Origin of the sequence: Bradyrhizobium sp. Cp5.3, from assembly GCF_000426265.1 — a bacterium.
Classification (GTDB): Bacteria; Pseudomonadota; Alphaproteobacteria; order Rhizobiales; family Xanthobacteraceae; genus Bradyrhizobium; species Bradyrhizobium neotropicale.
The window spans coordinates 32,746-54,828 of record NZ_AUFA01000014.1; the positions used below are offsets into that span (position 1 = coordinate 32,746).

The following is a 22,083-nucleotide window of genomic DNA, read 5'->3' on the forward strand; positions in this document are numbered from 1 at the left end:
CCATCTTCAAGAAACCATCCGAGACGAGTCCAAGGGAAGGAAATCGACATGGCACGTGTTGCATTGGTGACGGGCGGAACGCGCGGTATCGGAGCTGCAATCAGCAAGGCCCTGAAGGCGGCCGGCTACAAGGTCGCAGCAAGCTATGCCGGTAATGATGCGGCCGCGGAGAAGTTCAAGGCGGAAACCGGCATTGCCGTCTACAAATGGGACGTCGCGTCGTTCGACGCCTGCGCCGACGGCGTGAAGAAGGTCGAAGCCGATCTCGGTCCGATCGACGTGCTCGTCAACAACGCCGGCATCACCCGCGACACCGCCTTCCACAAGATGACGCTCGAGCAGTGGACTGCCGTGATCAACACCAATCTCGGTTCGCTGTTCAACATGACGCGCCAGGTGATCGAAGGCATGCGCGCCCGCAAGTTCGGCCGCATCATCTCGATCTCCTCGATCAACGGCCAGAAGGGGCAGTTCGGCCAGGTCAATTACTCCGCTGCCAAGGCCGGCGACATCGGCTTCACCAAGGCGCTGGCGCTGGAGAACGCCAAGGGCGGCATCACCGTGAATGCGATCTGCCCAGGCTACATCAACACCGAGATGGTGCAGGCGGTGCCGAAGGACGTGCTGGAGAAGAGCGTCATCCCGCAGATCCCGGTCAACCGGCTCGGCGAGCCTGAGGAGATCGCGCGTGCCGTGGTGTTCCTTGCGGCCGAAGAGGCCGGCTTCATCACCGGCTCGACGCTGAGCATCAACGGCGGCCAGTATCAGGCCTGATATGGCGCGGCGCGCAACAAGAGGGTAATGAAGACGCTGTGCCCGGCCTCGTGCCGGGCATCCGCGTCCTCAGAGCCCTTTGATTGATGACATCACGCACCGCCACGCTGATCGGATTGACCGCGATCCTGATGTGGTCGCTGCTCGCGGTAATGACGGTGGCGACCGGAAAGATTCCCGCGTTCCAGCTCGCGGCGATGACCTTCGCGATCGGCGGTCTTGTTGGTCTCCTCACCTGGATCGGCCGCAGCGAGGCGGCGCTGAGCCTGCGCCAGCCGCCGGCCGTATGGGTGGTCGGCATCGGCGGGTTGTTCGGCTATCACGCGCTCTATTTCCTCGCGCTGCGTTTCGCGCCGCCGGCCGAAGCCGGCTTGCTCAATTATCTCTGGCCACTCCTGATCGTGCTGTTCTCGTCGTTCCTGCCGGGTGAACGCCTTGCCGTGCATCACGTCATCGGCGCCATGCTCGGCCTCGTCGGCACTGTGCTGCTGTTCGCCGGCAATACCTCTGGCTTCGCGCAGGGACAGTTGCCGGGACTGATCGCCGCCTTCATCGCGGCGTTCGTCTGGGCGGCCTATTCGGTGATGTCGCGCCGGCTGAAAGCGGTGCCGACCGATGCGGTCGCCGGGTTCTGCCTTGCCACAGCCGTGCTGGCGGCGCTGATGCACCTCGCACTTGAAACCACGGTGTGGCCGGAGACCGCACTGCAATGGCTCTCAGTCCTTGCGCTCGGTATCGGGCCGGTCGGGGCCGCGTTCTACGCCTGGGACATCGGCATGAAGCGCGGCGACATTCGCGTGCTCGGGGCCGCGTCCTACGCGACGCCGCTACTGTCGACCGGATTTCTCATCGCCGCCGGCTTTGCGAAGGCCAGCACCAACATCGCCCTCGCAGCGATCCTGATCGCCGGCGGTGGGCTGATCGCGGCAAAGGACATGGTGCTCAGGAAGCGCTGACGTCATTCCGGGGCGCGCGAAGCGCGAGCCCGGAATCCATTCATCCGCATCAATGGTGGCGAGATGGATTCTATGATGCGCAATTGCGCATCATAGTTCGCCGCTATGCGGCGCCCCGGAATGACGGTTTACCTACGGCTCCCAGCCTTTCGGCGCGAGCTCGAACTTCGCGAATTCGAATGCCGGGGCCACGCTGCAGCCGACCAGCGTCCATTCGCCGGAGCTCTCCGCCATCTGCCAGGCCTGCGCCGGCACGATCGCCTGCGGGCGCTCGCCGCCGACGAGGTCCGTGCCGAGCCGCACTTCGTGCTGGGTGCAGCCCTCATGCGCAATGCGCAGCGTCAGCGGGCTGCCGGCGTAATAGTGCCAGACCTCGACCGCATCGATGCGATGCCAGTGCGAGCGCTCGCCGCGCGCGAGCAGGAAATAGATCGAGGTCGAGCGCGACCGCCCGTTGGCGTCCGTGCGCTGGTCGCGGAATGTCTCGCGATAGTGCCCGCCTTCGGGATGAGGTCGGAGTTCAAGGCGCGCGATGATCTCGGCTGCGGTCGGCATCGATCCCCGTCAGGACTTGTTCTTGCGCTCGCGCAATTCGCCGAACACTGCGGCGGCATCCGCGCCCTTCATGTGTAACTTGGCTGCGACCGACGGTTCATCAGCCCGCAGGAACACGTTTGCTCGCTTCTCATCACCAAGCAGTGAGGGAATGGTCGGCTTGTTTTCGGCGCGGAGCTTCGCAACCTCCGCGGCGCGCGCCTGGAGCGCCGGATTGTCGGGCTCGACGGTGAGCGCGAATCTGACGTTGGAGGCAGTGTATTCGTGGCCGCAATAGAGCTTGAAGTCGTCGGGCAGGGCGCGCAGCTTGAGCAGCGAGTCCCACATCATCGGATAGGTGCCTTCGAACACGCGGCCGCAGCCGATCGAGAACAGCGTGTCGGCGGCGAACACCGTCTTCTCGGTGTCGAACACGTAGGAGATGTGATCGAGCGTGTGGCCGGGGGTCTCTATGACGCGCGCCAGCAGGTTGCCGATCTTGACGACGTCGGCATTGGCGACGCGCAGGTCGACATCGGCGATTTTCGTCGTCTTGTCATGCGGCGCGACGACGCGGCAGTTGAATTTCTGCTTGAGTTCGGCGACCCCGCCGACATGATCGCCGTGGTGATGGGTGATCAGGATGTCGGTGAGCTGCCAACCCTCGCGCTCTAGCGCTGTCAGGATGGGGCCAGCCTCCGGCGCGTCGATCGACGCCGTCGCCTTGGTTTCCACATCGTGGATCAGATAGCCGAAATTATCATTTAAACAGCTAAAGGTGCGAATTTCGGCGGCCATGATATCTCCATCGCGCTCAGCCCCGTCAGACAGATATGGCGTTAACGTTGCGCAGGCAATGCAATATTCGGCGCGCGCAGGTTGCCGGGCACATGTTACATTGCCGTCATGAGCATCGATGTCGTCGACCTCCGCGAATTCTATTCCCGTCGCCTCGGCATCGTGGCGCGGCAATTGATCAATCGCGGGATTAGGGAGCGCTGGCCGAACGCCGAGGGCCAGCGGGTGCTCGGCATCGGCTATCCGACGCCCTATCTCGGCCTGTTCCGCGAGGATGCCGAGCGCTGTATCGCCTTCATGCCGGCGGCCCAGGGCGTGCTGAAATGGCCGACCGGGCGGCCCGCGCTGGCCTCGCTGATCGATGAGTTCTCGCTGCCCTTACAGGACGCCGCGGTCGACCGCATCCTGCTCGTCCATGCGCTGGAAATGTCGGACGATCCGGCGGCGCTGCTGCGCGAGGTGTGGCGGGTGCTGTCGCCGTCCGGCCGCGTGATAGCGGTGATCCCGAATCGGCGCGGGGTGTGGACCCGTACCGACAACACCCCGTTCGGCCACGGCCGGCCCTATTCGCGCTCGCAGATCACCGACCTGCTGCGCCAGACCTGGTTCACGCCGACCGCCTGGGGCGAGGCGCTGTTCATGCCGCCCTACGCCGGCGGATGGGTGCTGAAATCGGCGCAGATGTGGGAGCGGGTCGGCGCGGCGCTGTCGCTGCCCTTTGCCGGCGTCCACATCGTCGAAGCCACCAAGCAGGTCTATCGCGCGATCCCTGCCACGCGCGAGCGGGCGCGGCTGATTCCGGCGCTGACGAAGCCCGTGCTGGTGCCGTCCTCGACAACGGTGACGCGCGGCTAGAAACAGGCAGCTCAAAAAAATGTCCCGGCGAGGCCGGGACATTGCACTTCAACAAATCCGAGAGAGATTGTGGCTTACTCGCCGGGGGCGAGATCGTCGCTCGATCCGGCTGGAGCGGCCTCGCGCTCGGGGCGCGGGCCATGCGGCCGCCGCCGCCGCCGCGGATAGCGCTCACCGCCGCCGCCCTCGAAGCTGCCACCCTGGCCACCATTCATCTGCGGCTGCGCGCCGGTGATGAAGGACGGCAGCCGATCGACACTGCCCGCATCGGCGACGACCGGCTGCGGCTGATTCTGCGGTTGCGGCTGGGGCTGATACTGCTGCTGCGGGCGATGTTCGCGCTCGCGGTGCTCGCGCGGCTGCTGCTGGTCGCGCTGATAGGGCTGCTGGTTGTCACGTTGATGGTCGCGCTGGCCGTCGCGGTCGCGCTGATAGTGCTGCTGCTGAGGCTGTGGCGCGAAGCCCGGCTCCTGGCCGAAATTCGAGAAATTCTCGCCGTCGTCCTCGCTGTCCTCGCTGACGGTCTCCTCGCCGCGCGGCTGCTGCTGGTTCTGGCGGAACTGCTCCTGGGCCGCCGCGATCATGCGGAAATAGTGCTCGGCATGCTGGTAGTAGTTCTCTGCCGCGACGGGGTCGCCGGAAGAGCGCGCATCGCGCGCGAGCTGAAGGTATTTTTCGGCGATATGCGAGGCCGTGCCGCGGATCTTGATATCGGGTCCGTTGGACTCGTAGACCCGGGTCATCGGGTTCTGGCCGCGCCGGTTGTTGTTATTGTTATTCCGGTTGCGCATCCGCTGCTTGTTCTGACCGTTTCTCATGTCCTGCCTTTAATTCCAGCCCTAAAAGTTGCACGCATTGACTGACTGCTGAGTGACCTGATGGCAGCGGCTCACTTCTCTTGCACGCACCGCGCGCAAGAGCGGCTCAAGCCCTGCCGATGTTCGTCGACCGTCGCGTTCAACAAAGACGCGTTCCCCACTCGCCAGCATCCATCGCCAGCGAACCCATTCATTTCGCCTGCCGAAACAAGCCCTGTTTTCTTGCGTAAGTCTTCAAGCGCAATATCAGGCTTTCGTTCACGTTGCGGTCGGAAAGCTGCGCAGCTCCACGGGCCATCGCGCTAACAGGACCTGCGGCTTGGAACCTTTGATCAGTAAAGCTCTCGCCCTGAGAGCCCGGTCTCGCCCGTAGATCTACGGGGCCGGTACCGATGTGTTGACCGGAACGTAGTCGTTCCCACGGGATATTCCAAGAGCTTTTTACAGTCCAATCGGGCTTTTATGGGGGCATTTTTCGGGCCGAAACGGCCCTCGGAATGCCCGCCAGATCGGCCCTCGCTGGCCTGTCCACCTTTAACGCGGCAGCAGCCATCAAGGTTTCAATGCCCTGGGCCTGGCCCTGTCCGGCCTCGACAATCAAGGCGCCGCCCGGTGCGAGACGCTCCGCCGCTTGCGGGATCAAGGCGCGATAGGCATCGAAGCCGTCATGCCCGCCGTCGAGGGCAAGATGCGGGTCGTGCTCGCGTACCTCCGCACTCAGATTCACGATGTCCGCCGAGGCGATGTAGGGCGGGTTCGACACGATCAGATCGAACGGGCCCGCAAGGGCCGCGGCATAGTAGCAGGCGACGAATCCGGAGCGGTCGGAAAGGCCAAGGGCAGCTGCATTGTCGCGCGCCGTGCCGAGCGCCGTCAGGCTGACGTCGGTGCCGACGCCGAAGGCGTCGGGAATCTCGTGCAGCAATGCGAGCAGGATGGCGCCCGACCCGACACCGATGTCGGCGATCCGCGGGGGGCGTCCCGTTCCCGGGAGCTCGCGAAAAATCTCCAGCGCCAGCTCGACTACGGTTTCGGTGTCCGGTCGCGGCACCAGCGTCGCCTCGGACAATCGAAATGGCAGGCCCCAGAATTCCCGCGTGCCGAGGATGCGTGCGACCGGCTCATGTGCGAGCCGGCGCTGCGCATATTGCTCGAGCCGCGCGGCCTCCTCGACCGTGAGCTGTCGCCCCGCCTGCGCGATCATGCCGGTCAAATCGAGGTCCAGCGCCGCGCCGACCAGCAGGCGCGCGTCCAGTGTGGCCTCCTCGATGCCGGCCGATTGCAGCCGCGCCGCCAGGATGCGCCGCGCGCTCTCGATGCTGTCGCCGAATTTGGAATTTGCCGCCAATGGAGCCACCTGCCTAGCCTCGTGGATAGATCGGCGGCCGCGCTTGCGTCAACGGAAAGGAGCGCGTTTGATCGCGCCGGCAACGACGGTGAACCGCATGACGGCATATGACGATCAGAATGTCTTCGCAAAGGTCCTGCGCGGCGAGATTCCCTGCTTCGAGGTCTTCAGGGACGACCGTACCTTCGCCTTCCTCGACATCATGCCGCGCTCGCCCGGACACACCCTGGTCATCCCCAGGGCGCCTGCGCGCGGCATCCTGGATATCGCCGAGGACGATCTCGCCGCGGTCACCCGTACTGCCAAACGGATAGCGGTCGCGGCGATGACGGCCTTCGACGCCGAGGGCATCATCATCCAGCAGTTCAGCGAGCCGGCCAGCGGGCAGGTGGTGTTTCACTTGCACATGCATGTCATGCCGGTCAAAGCGGGTGTCGAGCTGCTGCCGCCGCAGACCCGCAAGGAGGATCCGGCCGTGCTCGCCGAGCACGCCAGGCGAATGATCGCGGCGATCGGCGGCTGATGAAGGCTAGACGCCGAGATAGCGCTGCAGCAGCTCCGGCTGCGCCTTGAGTTCCTGCGCCGGACCCTCATGCACGATGTGGCCGTTATTGATGATGTAGATCCGCTGCGCCAGCGCCAGCGTCGCCGCGAGGTTCTGCTCGACCAGAACGATGGTCTGGCCGGCGGCCGCAAGCTCCCGGCAGGCCCTGACGAGGTCGTGGACGATGACCGGCGCGAGTCCCTCGAACGGCTCGTCCAGCAGAATGATCTTGGGGTCGCGCACAAGGGCCCGCGCGATTGCCAGCATCTGCTGCTCGCCGCCGGAGAGCTCGGTGCCACGGTTGTTACGCCGCTCCTTCAACCGCGGAAACATCGCGTAGATACGCTCGAGCGGCCACCGCTTCGGCGCGGTGAAACCGGCGAGCACGATGTTCTCCTCCACCGACAGGCTGCCGAAGATCCGACGCTCCTCGTGCACGAGCTGCATGCCGGCCTGCGCGATCCTGTGGCTCCTGCGGCCGGCGATGTCGATGCCGTCGAACCTTATGGTGCCGCTGCGCGGCGTCACCACGCCCATCAGGCTCTTCAGCGTCGTGCTCTTGCCGGCACCGTTGCGTCCGAGCAGCGCAACCACCTCGTGCCGCTCGACGCGCATGGCGACATCGAACAGGATGTGGGAATCCCCGTAATAGCTGTTCAGGCCGTTGACCTCGATCAGGCTCATGCGGCGATCTCTCCGTTCACGCCGCCGAGATAGGCCTCCTGCACCGCGGCGTTGGTCCTGATTTCCTGCGGCGTGCCGTCGAGCAGCACCCGGCCCTCCTGAAGCACCGTCACGCGCTGGACCAGCTCGAACAGCGAATCCATGTCGTGGTCGATGATGATCATGGTGCGGCCGCGCGCGATCGATTTGAGCAGCTTGACGGTCTCGACGCGCTCGCGCGGGCTCATTCCGGCGAGCGGCTCGTCGAGCAGCAGCAGCCGCGGCGAGGTGGCGAGGGCGAGCCCGATCTCGAGTCTGCGCTTCTCGCCATAGGCGAGCTCGGCGACCTGCGTGTCGGCGCGCGCGGTCAGATTGACCAGCGCGAGTGTGTGCTCCACCTGCTCCGACAGGCCTTTCACGTTCGCGAGCTTGCGGAACAGGTCGAGCCGGAACTTTCCGCGCAGCTCGGCCAGCGCGGCGATGGTCAGGTTCTGCCGCACCGTCAGTCCGGTGAAGAGCTGGTTGACCTGGTAGCTCTTGGTGAGCCCGAGCTGACAGACTTCGGTGACCTTCAGTCCCGTGATGTCGCGCCCCTCGAACACGATCTGGCCGGAGGTCGGCGCGATCTCGCAGGTCAGCATCTTGAAGAAGGTCGATTTGCCGGCGCCGTTGGGACCGATGATGCCGCGCAGCTCGCCCTGATCGACGCTGAAATCGACATTGCTGTTGGCGACAAGGCCGCCGTAGCGTTTGGTGAGGCCGGTGGCTTTCAGGATCGGCCCGGAATAGGCGGGATGCGCGACCTCCCTCGCCTGCATCGGCGCAGGCAGGGGCCGCGCAGCCCCGATCTGAGTCTGCTGCTCCGCCTCCTTCCGCGCCCGTTTGCCGGACACGAGGCGATAAAGGTCTGCGAGACCGCCGACGATGCCGCCGCGCAGGAAGCAGACCAGCAGCACGAACACGACGCCGAGCACGAGCTTCCAGGCCGCTCCCAGGTCCAGCGCGGCCTGGAGGAAATCCTGAAGGAACAGCCAGACGGCGGCGCCGACCAGCGGTCCGAACAGCGTGCCCCTGCCGCCGATCGCGGTTTGCATCACGAGCTGGCCCGAAGTGTCGAAAGTGAAGGCGTCGGGCGGCATGAAGGCCTGGAGCACGCCGAGCAGGCCGCCGGCGAAGCCCGCATAAGCCGCGGCGATCACGAAGGCGGTCAGCTTGTAGCCGTGGATGTTGTGGCCGACCGCGGTGGCGCGCAGCGGGTTGTCGCGGATCGCGCTGAAGATGGCGCCGACCGGCGAGCGGACGATCCTGAGCGCGATGATGACGCCGATGAAATAGCACAGGGCAATGAACTGATAGAGCGACCAGCCGTCGGTGAAGTGGATGGTCGTGAAGCCGAGATTGAAGCTCGGCATCGGCACGCCGGGCAGGCCGTTCTCGCCGCCGGTGAAATCCGACAGCGGATTGAACTCGACGAAGTAGAACACCTCGGCGATCGCGACCGTGATCATGGCGAAGTAGATGCCGGTGCGGCGCAGCGCGATCAGGCCGATCACATAGCCGGTCGCGGCGGCCGCGATCATGCCGATGATCAGCGCGACCAGCACATTGCCGAAGCCGGCGCGGGTCAGGAGGTAGGCGGCGACGAAGCCGCCGGTGCCGTAGAAGGCGGACTGGCCGAACGACAACAGGCCGGTGAAGCCGAACAGGATGTCGAAGCCGAGCCCGAACAGGCCCCAGACCAGGATCCGGTTCACGGTGTTCGGTGCGAAGCCGAGATGGGGCAGCACGAAGGGGGCTGCGATCAACCCGATTGCGGTCAGCGTCTCGATCAGGAACGGGCGTTGCTTGAGCATTGCGAAATCACTTACTCGCGGCCCTGGACGCCGAGCAGGCCATGCGGTCGCACCACAAGTACGAGCGTCATGGCCGCAAACAGCATCACATAGGCGTAGCCGGGGTTGAACATGGAGGTGACGCTGATGATCTCGCCGGCGATCAGGCCGCCGAGAATCGCGCCCGGGAACGAGCCGACGCCGCCGATCACGACCACCACGAAGGTCTCGACCAGGATGTCGTCACCGACGCCCGGCGTCAGCGACACCACCGGTGCGTTGACGATGCCGGCAAAGCCGGCCGCCATCGCGCCGATGCCGAACACCACCATGAAGACGCGGTAGACGTTGATGCCGAGCGAATCCACCATCACCGAGTCCTCGATGCCGGCGCGCACGATCATGCCGAGCCGGGTACGGTAGAGCACGAGGAACAGCGCGCCGAGCGCGATCGCAACGATGCCGACCACGGCGAGGCGGTAGGTCGGGTAGTACATGAAGCCGAGATTGGTGATGCCCTGGAACAGCGGTGGCGGCGAAACCACCTGCGACTGGCTCGAGAAGATCAGGCGTACGATCTCGACGAAGCAGATGCCGAGCCCGAAGGTGACGAGCAGCTGATCCTCGTGCGGGCGGTGATAGAAATGGCGGATGATGACGCGTTCCATCAGCACGCCCAGCAGCATCACGAACAGGGAGCCGGCGATGACGGCGACAATGAACGAGCCGGTATACTGATAGGCGACGAAGCCGGCATAGCCGCCGATCATGAACATCGCGCCGTGCGCGAGGTTCAGGACGCCGAGCGTGCCGTAGATGATGGTCAGGCCGGAGCTGATCAGCGCGAGCAGCGCGCCGAGCGCGAGCCCGTTGAAAAGCTGTGAAACGAGGTTGGGCCAACTAATCATGCAACGATCAATGTTGTGGCGAGCAAACGGCGCGCGCAAAAAAAGGTGACGCCGCAGGAGCGCAAAGCGGCCCGCGGCGTCACAGGGGTTAACGCGGGCTCAGGTGTAGTCGCCGAGATGGCAGCCGAAGGCGTCCGGCTTCTGCATCAGGCCTTCGCCCGGAACGATCTCGACGACGTCGTACCAGTCCTCCTTGTTCTTCATGTCCTTCTGCATCTTGCCCTTGACGATGATAACGGGCCGGACGCACTGATGATCCTCGGCCCGGTAGTGCACGTCGCCGACGAGCGAAGGCAGGGTCTCGCCCTTCTCATAGGCCTTGATCACGTCGGGCGGATTGAAGCTGCCGGCTTCCTCGCACATGCGGGCCCAGTGCGCGAAGCTGACATAGGCGTTCTCCGCGCCCCATTCCGGCTTGTAGCCGTACTTCTTCTCGAAGGCCTCGTTGAACATCTTCGCCAGTGGGAACTTGTCCTCGATCGTCCACCAATAGTCGGTGGCGGCGTAGACACCCTGCATCAGGCCGCCGGTCTCGCGCGCGATGAAAGGCACCTGGTACGGAATGACCAGCTTCATCCTGTCGAGCACGCCGAACTGCTTGGCCTGCTGGGTCGAGAGCACGGCATCGTGCCCCCAATTCACGTTGATGAGCACGTCCGCGCCGGAGTTGGCGACGTTGAGCAGGTATGAGGAGTAATCCGGCGCGCCGAGCGGGGCGACCTGGTTGGTCGCGGTCGTCCAGCCTGCGGTGGCGAGGAAGTCCTGCATCGACTTGGTCACGGTGTGGCCGTAGGTGTAGTCCGGCGTGAGGTACGCCGCCTTCTTGTTCTTGCCGAACTCCCTGACCATCACGGGTCCGATCGCCGCAGCCGCGGTCTGGCCGAAGAAGTCCTGGCGGAAGCCGTAGCGGACGCAGTCCTTGCCGGTGGTGTCGTTCGAGCCGGAGATGCCGCATACGAACAGCACGTGCTCGCGCTGGGCGAGCTTGTTGAGCGCGACCGCGACGGCGCTCGACGTGCCGCCGGTGATCATGATCGCCTTGTTCTCGCTGATGAAGCGCTGCTGCGCCTGCACCGCCTCGTTGGGCTTGGCCGCGGAGTCGGCGACGCCGAACTTCAGCTCCTTGCCGAGCACGCCCTTGCTGGTCTTCGGCGAGATCTTCTTGATCAGATCATGGCCACTGTTGATGTGCTCGATCGCGAGCTGATAGCCCTTGAGCTCGTCCTCGCCCTGCACTGCATAGGTGCCGGTGCGCGGAACCGAGATACCGATGAAGGCCGTGGAACCCGAGACGCCTGCAGGATAGGTGCCGATCGCCGGCTTGTCCTCGGCAAATGCCGGCATCGCGGGCAGCATCGAGCCGCCAATGAGACCTGCGGTCGTTTGAAGCAGGCTGCGGCGCGAGATGCCGCGGCCGAGGCCACGGCGGATGAGTTTGTCAGTCATATCGCTTCCTCCGAACAACGGTCTTGTTTTGCAGGCGCAACGCAACCCGCCCGCTATCCGACCTCGATGGCCGGAACACCGGGCACGTCACATCCACGTGTAGCTCTTCCCGTAAGCATTGCTTGTGAAGACCTTCTGTCAATTTCGCCTTTGGTCGAACGACGAAAATTACCTCGTGAAAACATATCGGGTCACGATATATATTAGTCTTTGTGAGTACGAGACCGGCGAGTTCGGCGAACGAAATGACGCGGCAGACGAGAACGGCGAGTGCCGGGAAGCGGCAATCCTGGCCGCAAGAGGCGGAGCGGCCCGCGGGGGAGGGAATCGACCAGCGCACGCCGCCGCACTCCGGCGATGCATCGCGCACGTCCGAACCGCGCAGCCGGCCCATCGGTCGGAGCGGGCCGGTCGGCGCTGTTCAGGGTAAGCCCGCCCCCGGTCCCATGAAGACGCTGAGTGTGCGCGCTCAGAACGTCCTCAAGGAGCTCGCGGTCGAGCTCACGGGCGAACAGCCGCCGAAGGGGACGTGGTCGCCGTCGCGCGAGCTGCTGCTCGCGCTGACGGCCGAGCGCCTCGTGACCGCGCGCAACTGTGGTCCTCACACGATGCGCGAGATCATCGATTGGGCGCAGGGCTGCGGCGTGACGATCAAGCCGGCGATCAAGGCCGGCGGCTCGCTGTCGGAGATGTGGTCGGGATTGATCGCCAATGGGTCGGCCGGTGCCTTGACCAGCAGCGAGATCGTCAGCGCGCTCCAGCGTTCGATCAGACGGAAAAGTGTCCGCATCCCGATCGCCTTTCAGGTCATCCTGGTGAAGATCCTGCTCTCCAGCTTCGAATAGGCGGCGGGCTTCTCGGCTTTCATGACGCCGATAATTGTGCATCCGCACTGCCTCGCAGTTGGTCCGGCTTGTCCTTCCTTGCTAATCTCGATCACTGGTCCACGGACGGGTCGACGAAGGCTGGGAATGGTTCAATCGAAGCGGGAAGCAGGCCGCGCGGCGTCTGCGCGACCCTCAAAAGGCGGCGCGATGCGCGAGTCCGACTACGCGGCGCTTGCGCAATTTCGCTATCAGCTGCGAACCTTCCTGGCGTTCAGCGAAGCCGCGGCCCAGCGCGCCGGGCTGACGCCGCAGCAGCACCAGGCACTGCTCGCGATCAAGGGATTTGGCGGCCGCGAGGCCGCGAGCGTCGGTGACGTCGCGCGCTTCCTCCTGATCCGGCACCACACCGCCGTGGAGCTGATGAATCGCATGGTGAAGCTGAAGTTGATCGTGCGGGAAGCCGACCCGCAGGACGCAAGGCGCGTCCTGGTCAAGCTGACAGCCAAGGGCGAGCAGAAGCTGCGATCGCTGTCGCGGATTCATCTGGACGAGCTGCGGGCCGCCACGCCGGCGCTGAGCAAGATCCTGCGATCGTTCCGCACCAAAGCGCGCTGAGGCACGGGACTTACGCCGCGGCGCCTTGCGCTGCGAGCTGGGCGGCCTGGTGCTCGGTGGTCAGCGCGTCGATCAATTCGCCGAGCGCTTCGCCCGCGATCACCTGCGGCAGCTTGTAGAGCGTCAGGTTGATGCGGTGGTCGGTGACGCGTCCTTGCGGAAAATTATAGGTGCGGATGCGCTCGCTGCGGTCGCCGGAGCCGACCTTCTCCTTGCGGTCGGCGGAGCGCGCCGCTTCGAGCCGCTGGCGCTCGGCGTCGTAGATGCGCGAGCGCAGGATGTTCATGGCGGAAGCGCGGTTCTTATGCTGCGAGCGGCTGTCCTGCATCATCACCACGATGCCGGTCGGGATATGGGTGATGCGGATCGCCGATTCGGTCTTGTTGACGTGCTGGCCACCGGCGCCTTGCGCGCGCATGGTCTCGATCCGCAGATCCTCGTTCTTGACGTCGACGTCGACGTCCTCGACCTCCGGCAGCACGGCGACGGTGGCGGCAGAGGTGTGGATGCGGCCTTGCGTCTCGGTGTCGGGCACGCGCTGCACGCGGTGCACGCCCGATTCGAATTTCAGCTTCGAGAACGCGCCGCGGCCCTGCACCTCGGCGATGATTTCCTTGTAGCCGCCGACGGTGCCTTCGCTGGCCGAGATCACCTCGACCTTCCAGCCCTGCAGGCTCGCGAAGCGTTCGTACATCCGGAACAGGTCGCCGGCGAACAGCGAAGCCTCGTCGCCGCCGGTGCCGGCGCGAATTTCCAGCACCACGTTGCGGTCGTCCATGGCGTCCTTGGGCAGCAGCGCGACGCGGATTTTTTGGACGAGGTCTTCGATTTTCGGATTGAGCTCGTCGCGCTCGGCTTCCGCCATGCTGCGCATCTCGGAATCCATTGCCGGATCGGCGATCAGCGCCTCGGTGTCGGCGAGTTCTTTCACGGCAGACCGATAGGTCTTCACCGCGTCGATCAGCGGAGTGATCTCGGCGAGCTCGCGCGTGACCTGCACATAGCGATCGGACGCGAGCTGGCCGAGCGATTCGGCCTCGAGCGAGGCGTGGTGCGCGAGGAGGACGTCCAGTTTGGCTTCGGGGAGTGACGACATCGGTTCAGTCTCAAAGAGCGTGCGGAGGGAGGGCGAAAGCGAGGCGGACAGGCCCGCTACAACGCCAGCCCCTCGGCTTCGGCGAATTCCGTCAGCTTCTGCCGGATCGAGACGCTGCCAGTGGGCGCGTCCAGCAACGGGCCGAGCATTGCCTCGGCCTTCTTCGCATCGAGATCGATGACCATCGCCTTGACCGGGCCCAGCGCGGTCGCCGAGAGCGACAGCGAGCGATAGCCCATCGCGATCAAGGCCAGGGCGCCAATCGGCTTGGAGGCCATCTCGCCGCACAGCGAGAGCGACTTCTTCGCGGCATTGGACTTGCGCGCGATCTCGCGCAGCACGCGGAGGATCGGCGCCGACATGGTGTCGAAGCGCTCCGAGACCTTGGCATTGCCGCGATCGACCGCGAACAGGAATTGGAACAGATCGTTGGAGCCAACCGAGATGAAGTCGACTTTCTTAAGGAGCTCGTCGAGCTGGTAGAGCAGCGCCGGCACCTCGACCATGGTGCCGATATCGATGCGTTCCGGCAGCGTGTGGCCGTGCTGGCGCAAGTAAGTCAGCTCGCGCTCGACCAGCGCCTTGGCGGCATCGAATTCGGCGACCTCGGAAATCATCGGGAACATGATGCGCAGCGCGCGGCCGCCGCCGGCGCGAAGCAGCGCGCGGATCTGGCCGCGGAGCAGACCGGGCCGATCGAGCCCGAGCCGGATCGCGCGCCAGCCGAGCGCCGGGTTCTCCTCGATCACGGTCTCCATGTAGGGCAGCGCCTTGTCGCCGCCGATGTCGAGGGTGCGGAAGGTGACCGGTTTATTGCCTGCGGCATCGAGCACGGCGCGGTAGAGCGCGAGCTGGTCGCTGGTGCGCGGCAGGCTCTGGCCGACCATGAATTGCAACTCGGTACGGAACAGTCCGATTCCGGCGCTGCCGGTGTCGTCGATATGGGGCAAGTCGATGGCGAGGCCGGCATTGATCATCAGCTCGACCTTCTCGCCGTCCTTGGTGACGCAGGGCCGGTCGCGCAGCGCCAGATACTGCGCCTGGCGGCGGGCGCGGAAGCGCACACGCTCGGCAAAGGCGGCCTCGATCTCCTGCGAGGGGCGCACATAGATCGAGCCGGATGTGCCGTCGACGATGATGGCATCGCCGGGGTCGGCGATGCCCGGTGCGTTCGGCACCTCGCCGACCGCGGGAATGCCGAGCGCGCGCGCCACGATCGAGACGTGCGAGTTGGCGGTGCCTTCCTCCAGCACGATGCCGCGCAGGCGCTTGCGGTCGTAGTCGAGCAGTGCTGCCGGTCCCATCGCACGCGCGATGACGATGGCGTTGTCGGGCAGATGCTCGCGCGAGGGTGCGTGGTCCTGGCCGACGAGCTGCCGCATCAGGCGGTAGCCGAGGTCTTCCAGGTCGTGCAGACGGTCGCGCAGATAGGGATCGGTCGAGCGCAGCATGCGCGCGCGGGTGTCGGACTGCACGCGCTCGACGGCGGCCTCGGCGGTAAGGCCGGTCGCGACCGCCTCATGCAGCTTGTGCGACCAGCCCTGGTCGTTGGCGAACATGCGGTAGGCTTCGAGCACGTCGCGATGTTCGCCGCCCTCGGCGACGTCGCCGCGCTCCAGCATGCGGTCGAGGTCGGAGCGCAGCTTGGCAAGCGCGGTGTCGAGCCGCTTGATTTCCTTCGGCAGGTCCTCGGCGATGTAGTCCTTGATGACGACGCGCGGCTCGTGCAGCACGACATGGCCGAGCGCGATGCCGTCCGACAGGATGGCGCCGACCTTCTGCGCGGAATGGCGCGCGGCCGGCTCCAGGCCCGGCTGGGCGAGCGCGGACAGTTCGCCGGAGGCGATCAGCTCCGCCAGCACCATGGCGGTGGTCTGCAGCGCCTCGAGCTCCTCCTCGACATAGTTGCGCTTGGCGCGGTTCTGCACCACCAGCACGCCGAGCGTGTTGCCGGCGCGCAGAATCGGCACGCCGAGGAAGGAGTGGTAGATTTCTTCGCCGGTCTCCGGGCGGAACGAGAAGGCGGGATGGGTCTGCGCGTCGCTCAAATTGAGCGGCGTGGCCTCGCTGGCAACCAGGCCGACCAGGCCCTCATGGGCGCTCAGCACGGTATGGTGCACAGCCTCGCGGTTGAGGCCTTCGGTCGCGTAGAGCTCGAGGGTGTTGTCGATGCGCAGCACATAGACCGAGCACACCTCGGCCACCATGTTGGCGGCGATCAGCACCACGATCTTGTCCAGCCGCTCCTGGGCCGAGACCTGCTCCGCCATGGTTTCGCGGAGCCGTCTCAACAAGACGCGGGGACCTCCCGATGCGCTCCGCATGTGCCGTCAATCTCCCTCATCTACCAGGGGCCCGGAGGCCCTCGGCGGTTCGCCCGAAAAATCCAGAAAAACAACAAACTTACTCATCCGGCGCCGGCCCCAGCGTCGCTTGAGCCGAATCGGCACCGCCTAAACTGGGGCACAGTTTGTGGCAGCCCACCCTGTTCGCCGTATAGCGAATTAGGGCTTGTTTTGCCAAGCAAAACGCCTGCCAAACGCGAAGGTGTGTACACCTTCGCGTTTGCTGCGACCGCTAAGAGAAAATTCGTCTAGGCCTGATCGAGGCCGTAGAGCGTATGCAGGGTGCGCACCGCGAGCTCGGTATAGGCGGTGTCGATCAAAACCGAGAACTTGATCTCGGAGGTTGTGATGGCGCGGATGTTGATATTCCGCCCCGCGAGGGCCGAGAACGCCTGGGCGGCGACACCGGCATGGCTGCGCATGCCGCTGCCGATGACCGATATCTTGGCGACGTCGGTAGCGCTGTCGAGCCGGGCATAGCCGATCTTGTCCTTGGCCGCGGTGATCGTGTCCTTGGCGCGGGCATAGTCAGCCGCCGGTACCGTGAAGGTGAGGTCGGTGGTCTTGCCGTCCTCGGAGACGTTCTGCACGATCATGTCGACGTTGATGTTGGCATCCGCGAGCGGGCCGAAGATCGATGCGGCCACGCCAGGCTTGTCCTCGATCTGGCGCACCGAGATCTGGGCCTCGTCCTTGGAAAAGGCGATTCCTGTGACGACGTGGCTTTCCATGATCTCCTCCTCGCTGCAGATCAGCGTGCCGGGCGGCTGGTTGGCATGCGGGTCGATATCCTCGGGCTTGTCGAAGCTCGAGCGGACGAAGATCGGCATGTTGTGGACCATGCCGAGTTCCACCGAGCGGACCTGGAGGACCTTGGCGCCCTGGGACGCCAGTTCCAGCATGTCTTCGAATGCGATCTTGTCGAGCCGGCGCGCCTTCGGCACGATTCGCGGGTCGGTGGTGTAGACGCCATCGACGTCGGTGTAGATGTCGCAGCGGTCCGCCTTGACGGCGGCGGCAATGGCCACCGCCGAGGTGTCGGAGCCGCCGCGGCCGAGCGTGGTGATGCGGCCCGTCTCCGGGTTGATGCCCTGGAAGCCGGCGATGACCGCGACCTCCTTGCGCTCCTTGAAGCGGGTGATGATCTCGGAGCCGTTAATGTCCTCGATCCGGGCCGAGGCATGGGCGTCGCTGGTCTTGATCGGGATCTGCCAGCCCTGCCAGGAGCGGGCCTGAATGCCCATGCCCTGGAGCACGATGGCCAGGAGGCCTGAGGTGACCTGCTCGCCGGAGGCGACCACGGCGTCGTATTCGCGCGCGTCGTGCATGGGCGAGGCCTCGGTGCACAAGGCCACGAGCTCGTTGGTCTTGCCGGACATCGCGGAGACGACCACGGCCACCTCGTGGCCGGCGTCGACCTCACGCTTCACATGGCGTGCGACGTTGCGGATACGTTCGATGTTGGCGACGGACGTGCCGCCGAATTTCATCACGAGGCGGCTCATGACGACGCGTGCATTCCCTCATAAGGATAAGTATGGTGACCCGCGCGAGGCGATGCTGCGGATGCCCGACCGCGCGTATACAGAGGGGCGGGGCCGGGGGCAAGCGGGTTCCTGCGGGGGCAGGGCGCGGGGACAGGCTGCGGGGGATGGGTTAACCGAGATCATGGCGCGTTATATCGACGAGATCCTCCAGCCCGGCGAGAAGGTGCTGTATTCGACCAATGCGCACTGGATCTTCTACTTCCCGGCCATCCTGGCCTGGATCGTGGCCCTCGTCCTGTTCGTCCTGTCCCGGCAGACCGCCGTCGAAGGCCTCGTGCTGCTCTGTCTCGGCGCGTCCGGCCTCGTGGCGCTGGCGGCCCTGTATTGGATGGTGAAGGGCTGGTTCCATCGCTTCACCACCGAGACCGACGTAACGAACCTGCGCGTCGTGCACAAAACCGGGTTCATCAAGCGCCGCACCTTCGAGATGGCGCTGGACAAGGTCGAGAGCGTCGACGTCGACCAGACTATTCTTGGACGAATTCTCAACTACGGCGACGTGACCATCAAAGGTGTCGGTGAGGGTCGCGAAACCATCAGGACCATCGACTCGCCGCTCGCCTTTCGTAGTTCGATCACCACGCGGTAGGACCGCGCGTTATCATGAGCATGCAGCAAAATACTTCCGAAACCGCATCTGGCCACCCGGGGTCGACCGTCGACGCCGCCGAGATCGCGAAATTCTCGAAGCTCTCGGCGGAGTGGTGGGACCCCAAGGGCAAGATGGCGCCCTTGCACAGGATCAATCCGCTGCGGCTCGGCTACATCCGCGATGCCGCCTGCCGGAAGTTCGAGCGCAACGTGCGCAGCCTCAATTGCCTCGGCGGCCTGCGCGTGCTCGACATCGGCTGCGGCGCCGGCCTGCTCTGCGAGCCGCTGTCGCGGCTGGGCGCACAGGTCATCGGCATCGATCCCTCGGTGAGCAACATCGCCGCCGCGAGGCTCCACGCCGACAAGGGCCATCTTGCGATCGACTACCGCTGCACCACGGTGGAGGAGATCGATCCGCGCGAGCGCTTCGACGTCGTGCTGGCGATGGAAGTGGTCGAGCACGTCACCGACGTCGGCGTGTTCCTCAATCGCTGCGCCGCGATGCTTAAGCCGAACGGGTTGATGGTGGTCTCGACCTTGAACCGCAATTGGAAGAGCTTTGCGCTCGCCATCGTCGGCGCCGAATACGTCCTGCGTTGGCTGCCGCGTGGCACCCATGAGTGGAACAAGTTCGTCACCCCCGACGAACTCGCCAAATACCTGCTCGACAACCGCCTCGTCATCACCGAGCAGACGGGCGTCGTCTACAGCCCCTTCGCCGACAAGTGGATCCTCTCCTCCGACATGGACGTGAATTACATGGTCGTTGCGGAAGGGATGGTGTGAGGGGGCGCGACGAGCGCAAGCGCTCGCGCGGGGGTCCTGGATCTGCGCTTCGCTTGTCCAGGACGATGGTGGAGTTTGTGGCGAAAGCATCGCTCCTATGACGTGGGCGTGATTGACCTGCCGGATCGTCAGCGGCAGGTTGGCCGTAAATCCTTTCCCGACCCAACGCTCCTCACCCATGTTCACCGTCGCCAGCCTCTGGATTCCCTTCACCGTCATTGCCGCGCTCGGGCAGGTCGCGCGCAATGCGATGCAGCGGTCGCTGACGAAGCCGCTGGGCACCTGGGGCGCGACCAACATCCGCTTCCTGTTCGGCTTCCCGTTCTCGGTGCTGTTCTTAGGGCTGGTGCTGATCGCCTCCGGCGATCATCTCAGCATGCCGCCGCCCGTGTTCTGGCCATGGCTGCTGCTCGGCGCGCTCAGCCAGATCGTTGCCACCGGCTTGATGCTGCTCGCCATGAACGACCGCTCATTCGTGGTGACGACGGCGTACCTCAAGACCGAGGCGATCCAGACCGCGATCTTCGGCTTCGTCTTCCTCGGCGATCACCTGACCTGGCTGAAGGTGCTTGCGATCGTGATCGCGACCGTCGGCGTCGTCATTACCGCGCTCAGGCCCGGCGGCGAGAAGAGCTTTGCGGAACTGAAGCCGACCATCACCGGCCTCGTCGCCGCTGCGGCGTTCGCCTTGTCCGCGGTCGGCTTTCGCGGCGCGATCATTACGGTGCCGGACGTGTCCTTCGTGACGGCCTCGTCGTTCACGCTGGTGCTCGGCCTGTTCGTGCAGACGCTGGTGCTGACCATCTTCCTGCTCTGGCGCGCACCGCACGTGCTGCAGGCGATCCTGGGCTTGTGGAAGCCGTCGCTGCTCGCAGGCTTCACGGGCGCCTTCGCGTCGCAGTTCTGGTTCCTGTCCTTCGCGCTCACTGCTGCTGCCAACGTCCGCACGCTTGCGCTGATCGAGGTGCTGTTCGCGCAAGCCGTGGCGTACTACTCGTTCAAGCAGCCGGTCTCGCCGCGCGAGATCTTCGGCATCGTGCTGATCGTGGTCGGCGTGGCGCTGCTGGTGGGGGTGTAAGTCTCTCAGCCATCGTCATGCCCGGCCATGCCGACGAACACGACCGTCAATTCCTGTCTTCCGGCAGCGTCGGCAACTGAGACACCTCGATGCCTTCGTCGATCAGCGACTTGGCCTCCTCGGGCGAGGCCTCGCCATAGATCGGGCGGTGCTCCTTGTCACCGTAATGCATCGCGCGGGCTTCGTTCGCGAAGCGCTCGCCGACATTGTCGGCGTTCTTCACGATGTGATCGCGCAGCTCCTTCAGCTTGGCGCGCAGCTCGCGCTCCTGCGCCATCATCAGCGAGGTCGGTCCGGACTGCGTCGCCTCAGGCGTTGTCGTCGGCGCGGTTGTCGCGGCCGCCTCCGGCGGCGGCGTCGCGCGTCCGCGGCCCTTCTTGCCGACGATGCGCGGCGCCATGATCGCCTTCTCCACCTTGGCCGAGCCGCAGATCGGGCAGGTCACGAGCTTGCGCCGAATTTGCGAATCATAGGCCGACGAGCTCTGGAACCAGCTCTCGAATGCGTGGTGCCGGTCGCAATGGAGCGCGTAGCGGATCATGCCGATCCCCGCACGAGATGCAGATGGTCCGGTCCCGCCTTGGGATCGGCGACGCCGAAGCGGCGGCCGTGCTGGAGCGAGGGAATCGCCCTGCGTGCCGTCTCGACCTTGGCCGGATCGATCCTCGCCATGATGATGCCGGGCTCGACATCGCCCTCGGCGAGGATTTCGCCCCAGGGATCGATGATCAGCGAATGGCCATAGGTCTCGCGCTTGTTCTCGTGCAGGCCGGCCTGCGCCGCGGCAAAAATGAAACAGCCTGTCTCGATCGCGCGAGCGCGCAGCAGGATGTGCCAGTGCGCCTCGCCGGTCTTGCGGGTGAAGGCGGAGGGCACGGTGATGAAATACGCGCCGCTCTCGGCGAGCGCGCGATAGAGCGCGGGGAAGCGCACGTCGTAGCAGATCGTCAGCCCGATCCGGCCCCAGGGCAGGTCGGAGATCACCGCGGTCTCGCCCGGCTGATAGTTGGCGGATTCGCGATAGCTCTCGCCGTCCGGCAGCTCGATGTCGAACATATGGATCTTGTCGTAGCTCGCGATCACGTTGCCCTCGGGCCCGATCAGGAACGAGCGATTGACCGCCTTCTCCGGCGAGAAGCGCAGTGCCAGCGAGCCGACATGCAGGTGGATCTTCAGTTCCGCCGCGAGCGCGCGATAGGCCCTCAGCGAAATGTCGTCCTCTTCGCTCTGGAGGTGCTCGAACAGCGCCTTGCGGTTCAGCTGCATCATGTTGCTGACTTCGGGCGTCTGCACGTAGTTGGCGCCGTTCGCCGCCGCCTGCCGGATCAGCTTGGTTGCCTGCGTCAGGCTCTGCTCGGGCAGAAGACCGGTGCGCATCTGCACCATGGCGGCGGTGAAGCTTCGATCCTGAGCTTGAGCTTGATTCTGGCTCATGAGACGGCCTTGACGCTCTCGAGCATGGAGTCGAGCTTGCCTTCGCGGTCGAGCGCGTAGAGCTCGTCGCATCCGCCGACATGGGTTGCGCCGATCCAGATCTGCGGAAAGGTCGCGCCGTCGCCCGCGCGGTCGTACATCTCCTGACGCCACGACGCATCCCTGGCGATGTCGAACTCGGTGAAGGTCGCCTTCTTGCGGGTCAGCAGCGATTTGGCCGCGGAGCAATAGCCGCAGCCCGGCCTCGTGTAGATCTCGACAGCATCAGTCATGTCGTCTGGCGCTTTC

General features: G+C 65.0%; 23 protein-coding genes. 9 read left to right on the plus strand and 14 right to left on the minus strand.

From position 1 onward, the window contains the following. The first annotated feature begins 48 nt into the window (after nt 1-48). Nucleotides 49-774 carry an acetoacetyl-CoA reductase gene (phbB, locus tag K289_RS0121315; protein ID WP_027553389.1) on the plus strand — a complete coding sequence of 242 codons (726 nt, stop codon included), beginning with the start codon at nt 49-51 and terminating at the stop codon, nt 772-774. A gap of 86 nt (nt 775-860) precedes the next feature. Next, nucleotides 861-1,730, plus strand: a complete 870-nt coding sequence (locus K289_RS0121320) for a DMT family transporter (RefSeq protein ID WP_027553390.1) — start codon at nt 861-863, stop codon at nt 1,728-1,730. A 132-nt stretch (nt 1,731-1,862) separates the two neighbouring features. On the opposite strand, the gene K289_RS0121325 is transcribed toward K289_RS0121320, so the two are convergent. Then, the gene (locus K289_RS0121325) at nt 1,863-2,285 is read right to left on the minus strand and encodes a cupin domain-containing protein (RefSeq protein ID WP_027553391.1); all 423 of its coding nucleotides are present in this window, start codon (nt 2,283-2,285) and stop codon (nt 1,863-1,865) included. 9 nt (nt 2,286-2,294) lie between these two features. Then, a complete protein-coding gene (gene gloB / locus K289_RS0121330) occupies nt 2,295-3,062 on the minus strand; it encodes a hydroxyacylglutathione hydrolase (RefSeq protein ID WP_027553392.1) in 768 nt (255 codons plus the stop codon). A 108-nt stretch (nt 3,063-3,170) separates the two neighbouring features. Here gloB and K289_RS0121335 point away from each other — a divergent pair, with 108 nt between their 5' ends. Further along, nucleotides 3,171-3,917, plus strand: a complete 747-nt coding sequence (locus tag K289_RS0121335; RefSeq protein ID WP_027553393.1) for a class I SAM-dependent methyltransferase — start codon at nt 3,171-3,173, stop codon at nt 3,915-3,917. A gap of 74 nt (nt 3,918-3,991) precedes the next feature. Here K289_RS0121335 and K289_RS0121340 read toward each other — a convergent pair whose 3' ends face one another. Beyond that, on the minus strand, nt 3,992-4,735 hold the full coding sequence (locus tag K289_RS0121340) for a DUF4167 domain-containing protein (protein WP_027553394.1): 744 nt from the start codon (nt 4,733-4,735) through the stop codon (nt 3,992-3,994). Nucleotides 4,736-5,195: 460 nt separating this feature from the next. Beyond that, a complete protein-coding gene (gene prmC / locus K289_RS0121345; protein ID WP_371260844.1) occupies nt 5,196-6,083 on the minus strand; it encodes a peptide chain release factor N(5)-glutamine methyltransferase in 888 nt (295 codons plus the stop codon). Nucleotides 6,084-6,180: 97 nt separating this feature from the next. Here prmC and K289_RS0121350 point away from each other — a divergent pair, with 97 nt between their 5' ends. Then, nucleotides 6,181-6,606, plus strand: coding sequence for an HIT domain-containing protein (locus tag K289_RS0121350; RefSeq protein ID WP_027553396.1), 426 nt, complete (start codon nt 6,181-6,183; stop codon nt 6,604-6,606). Between the two features lie 6 nt (nt 6,607-6,612). On the opposite strand, the gene K289_RS0121355 is transcribed toward K289_RS0121350, so the two are convergent. The 4 genes from K289_RS0121355 to K289_RS0121370 all read right to left on the minus strand — a co-directional run bounded on the left by K289_RS0121355 (nt 6,613) and on the right by K289_RS0121370 (nt 11,476). Next, complete coding sequence (locus K289_RS0121355) at nt 6,613-7,311, minus strand: ABC transporter ATP-binding protein (RefSeq protein WP_027553397.1); 699 nt, start codon at nt 7,309-7,311, stop codon at nt 6,613-6,615. Continuing rightward, entirely contained in the window at nt 7,308-9,143 is a 1,836-nt protein-coding gene (locus tag K289_RS0121360; RefSeq protein ID WP_027553398.1) for an ATP-binding cassette domain-containing protein, read from the minus strand. The genes K289_RS0121355 and K289_RS0121360 overlap by 4 nt, the downstream gene beginning before the upstream one ends. Nucleotides 9,144-9,154: 11 nt before the next feature. Further along, nucleotides 9,155-10,030 carry a branched-chain amino acid ABC transporter permease gene (locus K289_RS0121365; protein ID WP_027553399.1) on the minus strand — a complete coding sequence of 292 codons (876 nt, stop codon included), beginning with the start codon at nt 10,028-10,030 and terminating at the stop codon, nt 9,155-9,157. A gap of 99 nt (nt 10,031-10,129) precedes the next feature. Next, entirely contained in the window at nt 10,130-11,476 is a 1,347-nt protein-coding gene (locus K289_RS0121370; RefSeq protein ID WP_027553400.1) for a substrate-binding protein, read from the minus strand. 446 nt (nt 11,477-11,922) lie between these two features. Between K289_RS0121370 and K289_RS0121375 the strand changes: the two genes are divergently transcribed. After that, nucleotides 11,923-12,321 carry a hypothetical protein gene (locus tag K289_RS0121375; RefSeq protein ID WP_245283970.1) on the plus strand — a complete coding sequence of 133 codons (399 nt, stop codon included), beginning with the start codon at nt 11,923-11,925 and terminating at the stop codon, nt 12,319-12,321. 126 nt (nt 12,322-12,447) lie between these two features. Next, nucleotides 12,448-12,918: a MarR family winged helix-turn-helix transcriptional regulator gene (locus tag K289_RS0121380; RefSeq protein WP_027553402.1), complete on the plus strand. Its 471-nt coding sequence runs from the start codon at nt 12,448-12,450 to the stop codon at nt 12,916-12,918. A 10-nt stretch (nt 12,919-12,928) separates the two neighbouring features. Here the strand turns inward: K289_RS0121380 and prfA are convergent, their stop codons facing one another. The 3 genes from prfA to K289_RS0121395 all read right to left on the minus strand — a co-directional run bounded on the left by prfA (nt 12,929) and on the right by K289_RS0121395 (nt 17,864). Further along, nucleotides 12,929-14,014, minus strand: a complete 1,086-nt coding sequence (prfA, locus tag K289_RS0121385) for a peptide chain release factor 1 (RefSeq protein WP_027553403.1) — start codon at nt 14,012-14,014, stop codon at nt 12,929-12,931. Between the two features lie 56 nt (nt 14,015-14,070). Continuing rightward, the gene (gene ptsP / locus K289_RS0121390) at nt 14,071-16,338 is read right to left on the minus strand and encodes a phosphoenolpyruvate--protein phosphotransferase (RefSeq protein ID WP_027553404.1); all 2,268 of its coding nucleotides are present in this window, start codon (nt 16,336-16,338) and stop codon (nt 14,071-14,073) included. Between the two features lie 269 nt (nt 16,339-16,607). Further along, entirely contained in the window at nt 16,608-17,864 is a 1,257-nt protein-coding gene (locus tag K289_RS0121395; protein ID WP_027553405.1) for an aspartate kinase, read from the minus strand. 163 nt (nt 17,865-18,027) lie between these two features. On the opposite strand from K289_RS0121395, the gene K289_RS0121400 reads away from it, so the two are divergent. The 3 genes from K289_RS0121400 (at nt 18,028) to K289_RS0121410 (ending at nt 20,361) form a co-directional block, all read left to right on the plus strand. Then, on the plus strand, nt 18,028-18,495 hold the full coding sequence (locus K289_RS0121400) for a PH domain-containing protein (RefSeq protein WP_027553406.1): 468 nt from the start codon (nt 18,028-18,030) through the stop codon (nt 18,493-18,495). Between the two features lie 14 nt (nt 18,496-18,509). Next, nucleotides 18,510-19,283 carry a bifunctional 2-polyprenyl-6-hydroxyphenol methylase/3-demethylubiquinol 3-O-methyltransferase UbiG gene (gene ubiG / locus K289_RS0121405; RefSeq protein WP_027553407.1) on the plus strand — a complete coding sequence of 258 codons (774 nt, stop codon included), beginning with the start codon at nt 18,510-18,512 and terminating at the stop codon, nt 19,281-19,283. A 178-nt stretch (nt 19,284-19,461) separates the two neighbouring features. Then, nucleotides 19,462-20,361 carry an EamA family transporter gene (locus K289_RS0121410; RefSeq protein ID WP_027553408.1) on the plus strand — a complete coding sequence of 300 codons (900 nt, stop codon included), beginning with the start codon at nt 19,462-19,464 and terminating at the stop codon, nt 20,359-20,361. Nucleotides 20,362-20,407: 46 nt separating this feature from the next. On the opposite strand, the gene K289_RS0121415 is transcribed toward K289_RS0121410, so the two are convergent. From K289_RS0121415 to grxC, 3 genes are read right to left on the minus strand one after another with little or no spacing between them, the layout of a single operon-like run. After that, nucleotides 20,408-20,902 carry a DUF1178 family protein gene (locus K289_RS0121415; RefSeq protein ID WP_027553409.1) on the minus strand — a complete coding sequence of 165 codons (495 nt, stop codon included), beginning with the start codon at nt 20,900-20,902 and terminating at the stop codon, nt 20,408-20,410. Next, the gene (locus K289_RS0121420) at nt 20,899-21,795 is read right to left on the minus strand and encodes a carbon-nitrogen hydrolase family protein (protein ID WP_051310717.1); all 897 of its coding nucleotides are present in this window, start codon (nt 21,793-21,795) and stop codon (nt 20,899-20,901) included. The genes K289_RS0121415 and K289_RS0121420 overlap by 4 nt, the downstream gene beginning before the upstream one ends. Then, nucleotides 21,792-22,067, minus strand: coding sequence for a glutaredoxin 3 (gene grxC, locus K289_RS0121425; protein WP_027553411.1), 276 nt, complete (start codon nt 22,065-22,067; stop codon nt 21,792-21,794). The genes K289_RS0121420 and grxC overlap by 4 nt, the downstream gene beginning before the upstream one ends. Nucleotides 22,068-22,083 lie beyond the last annotated feature (16 nt).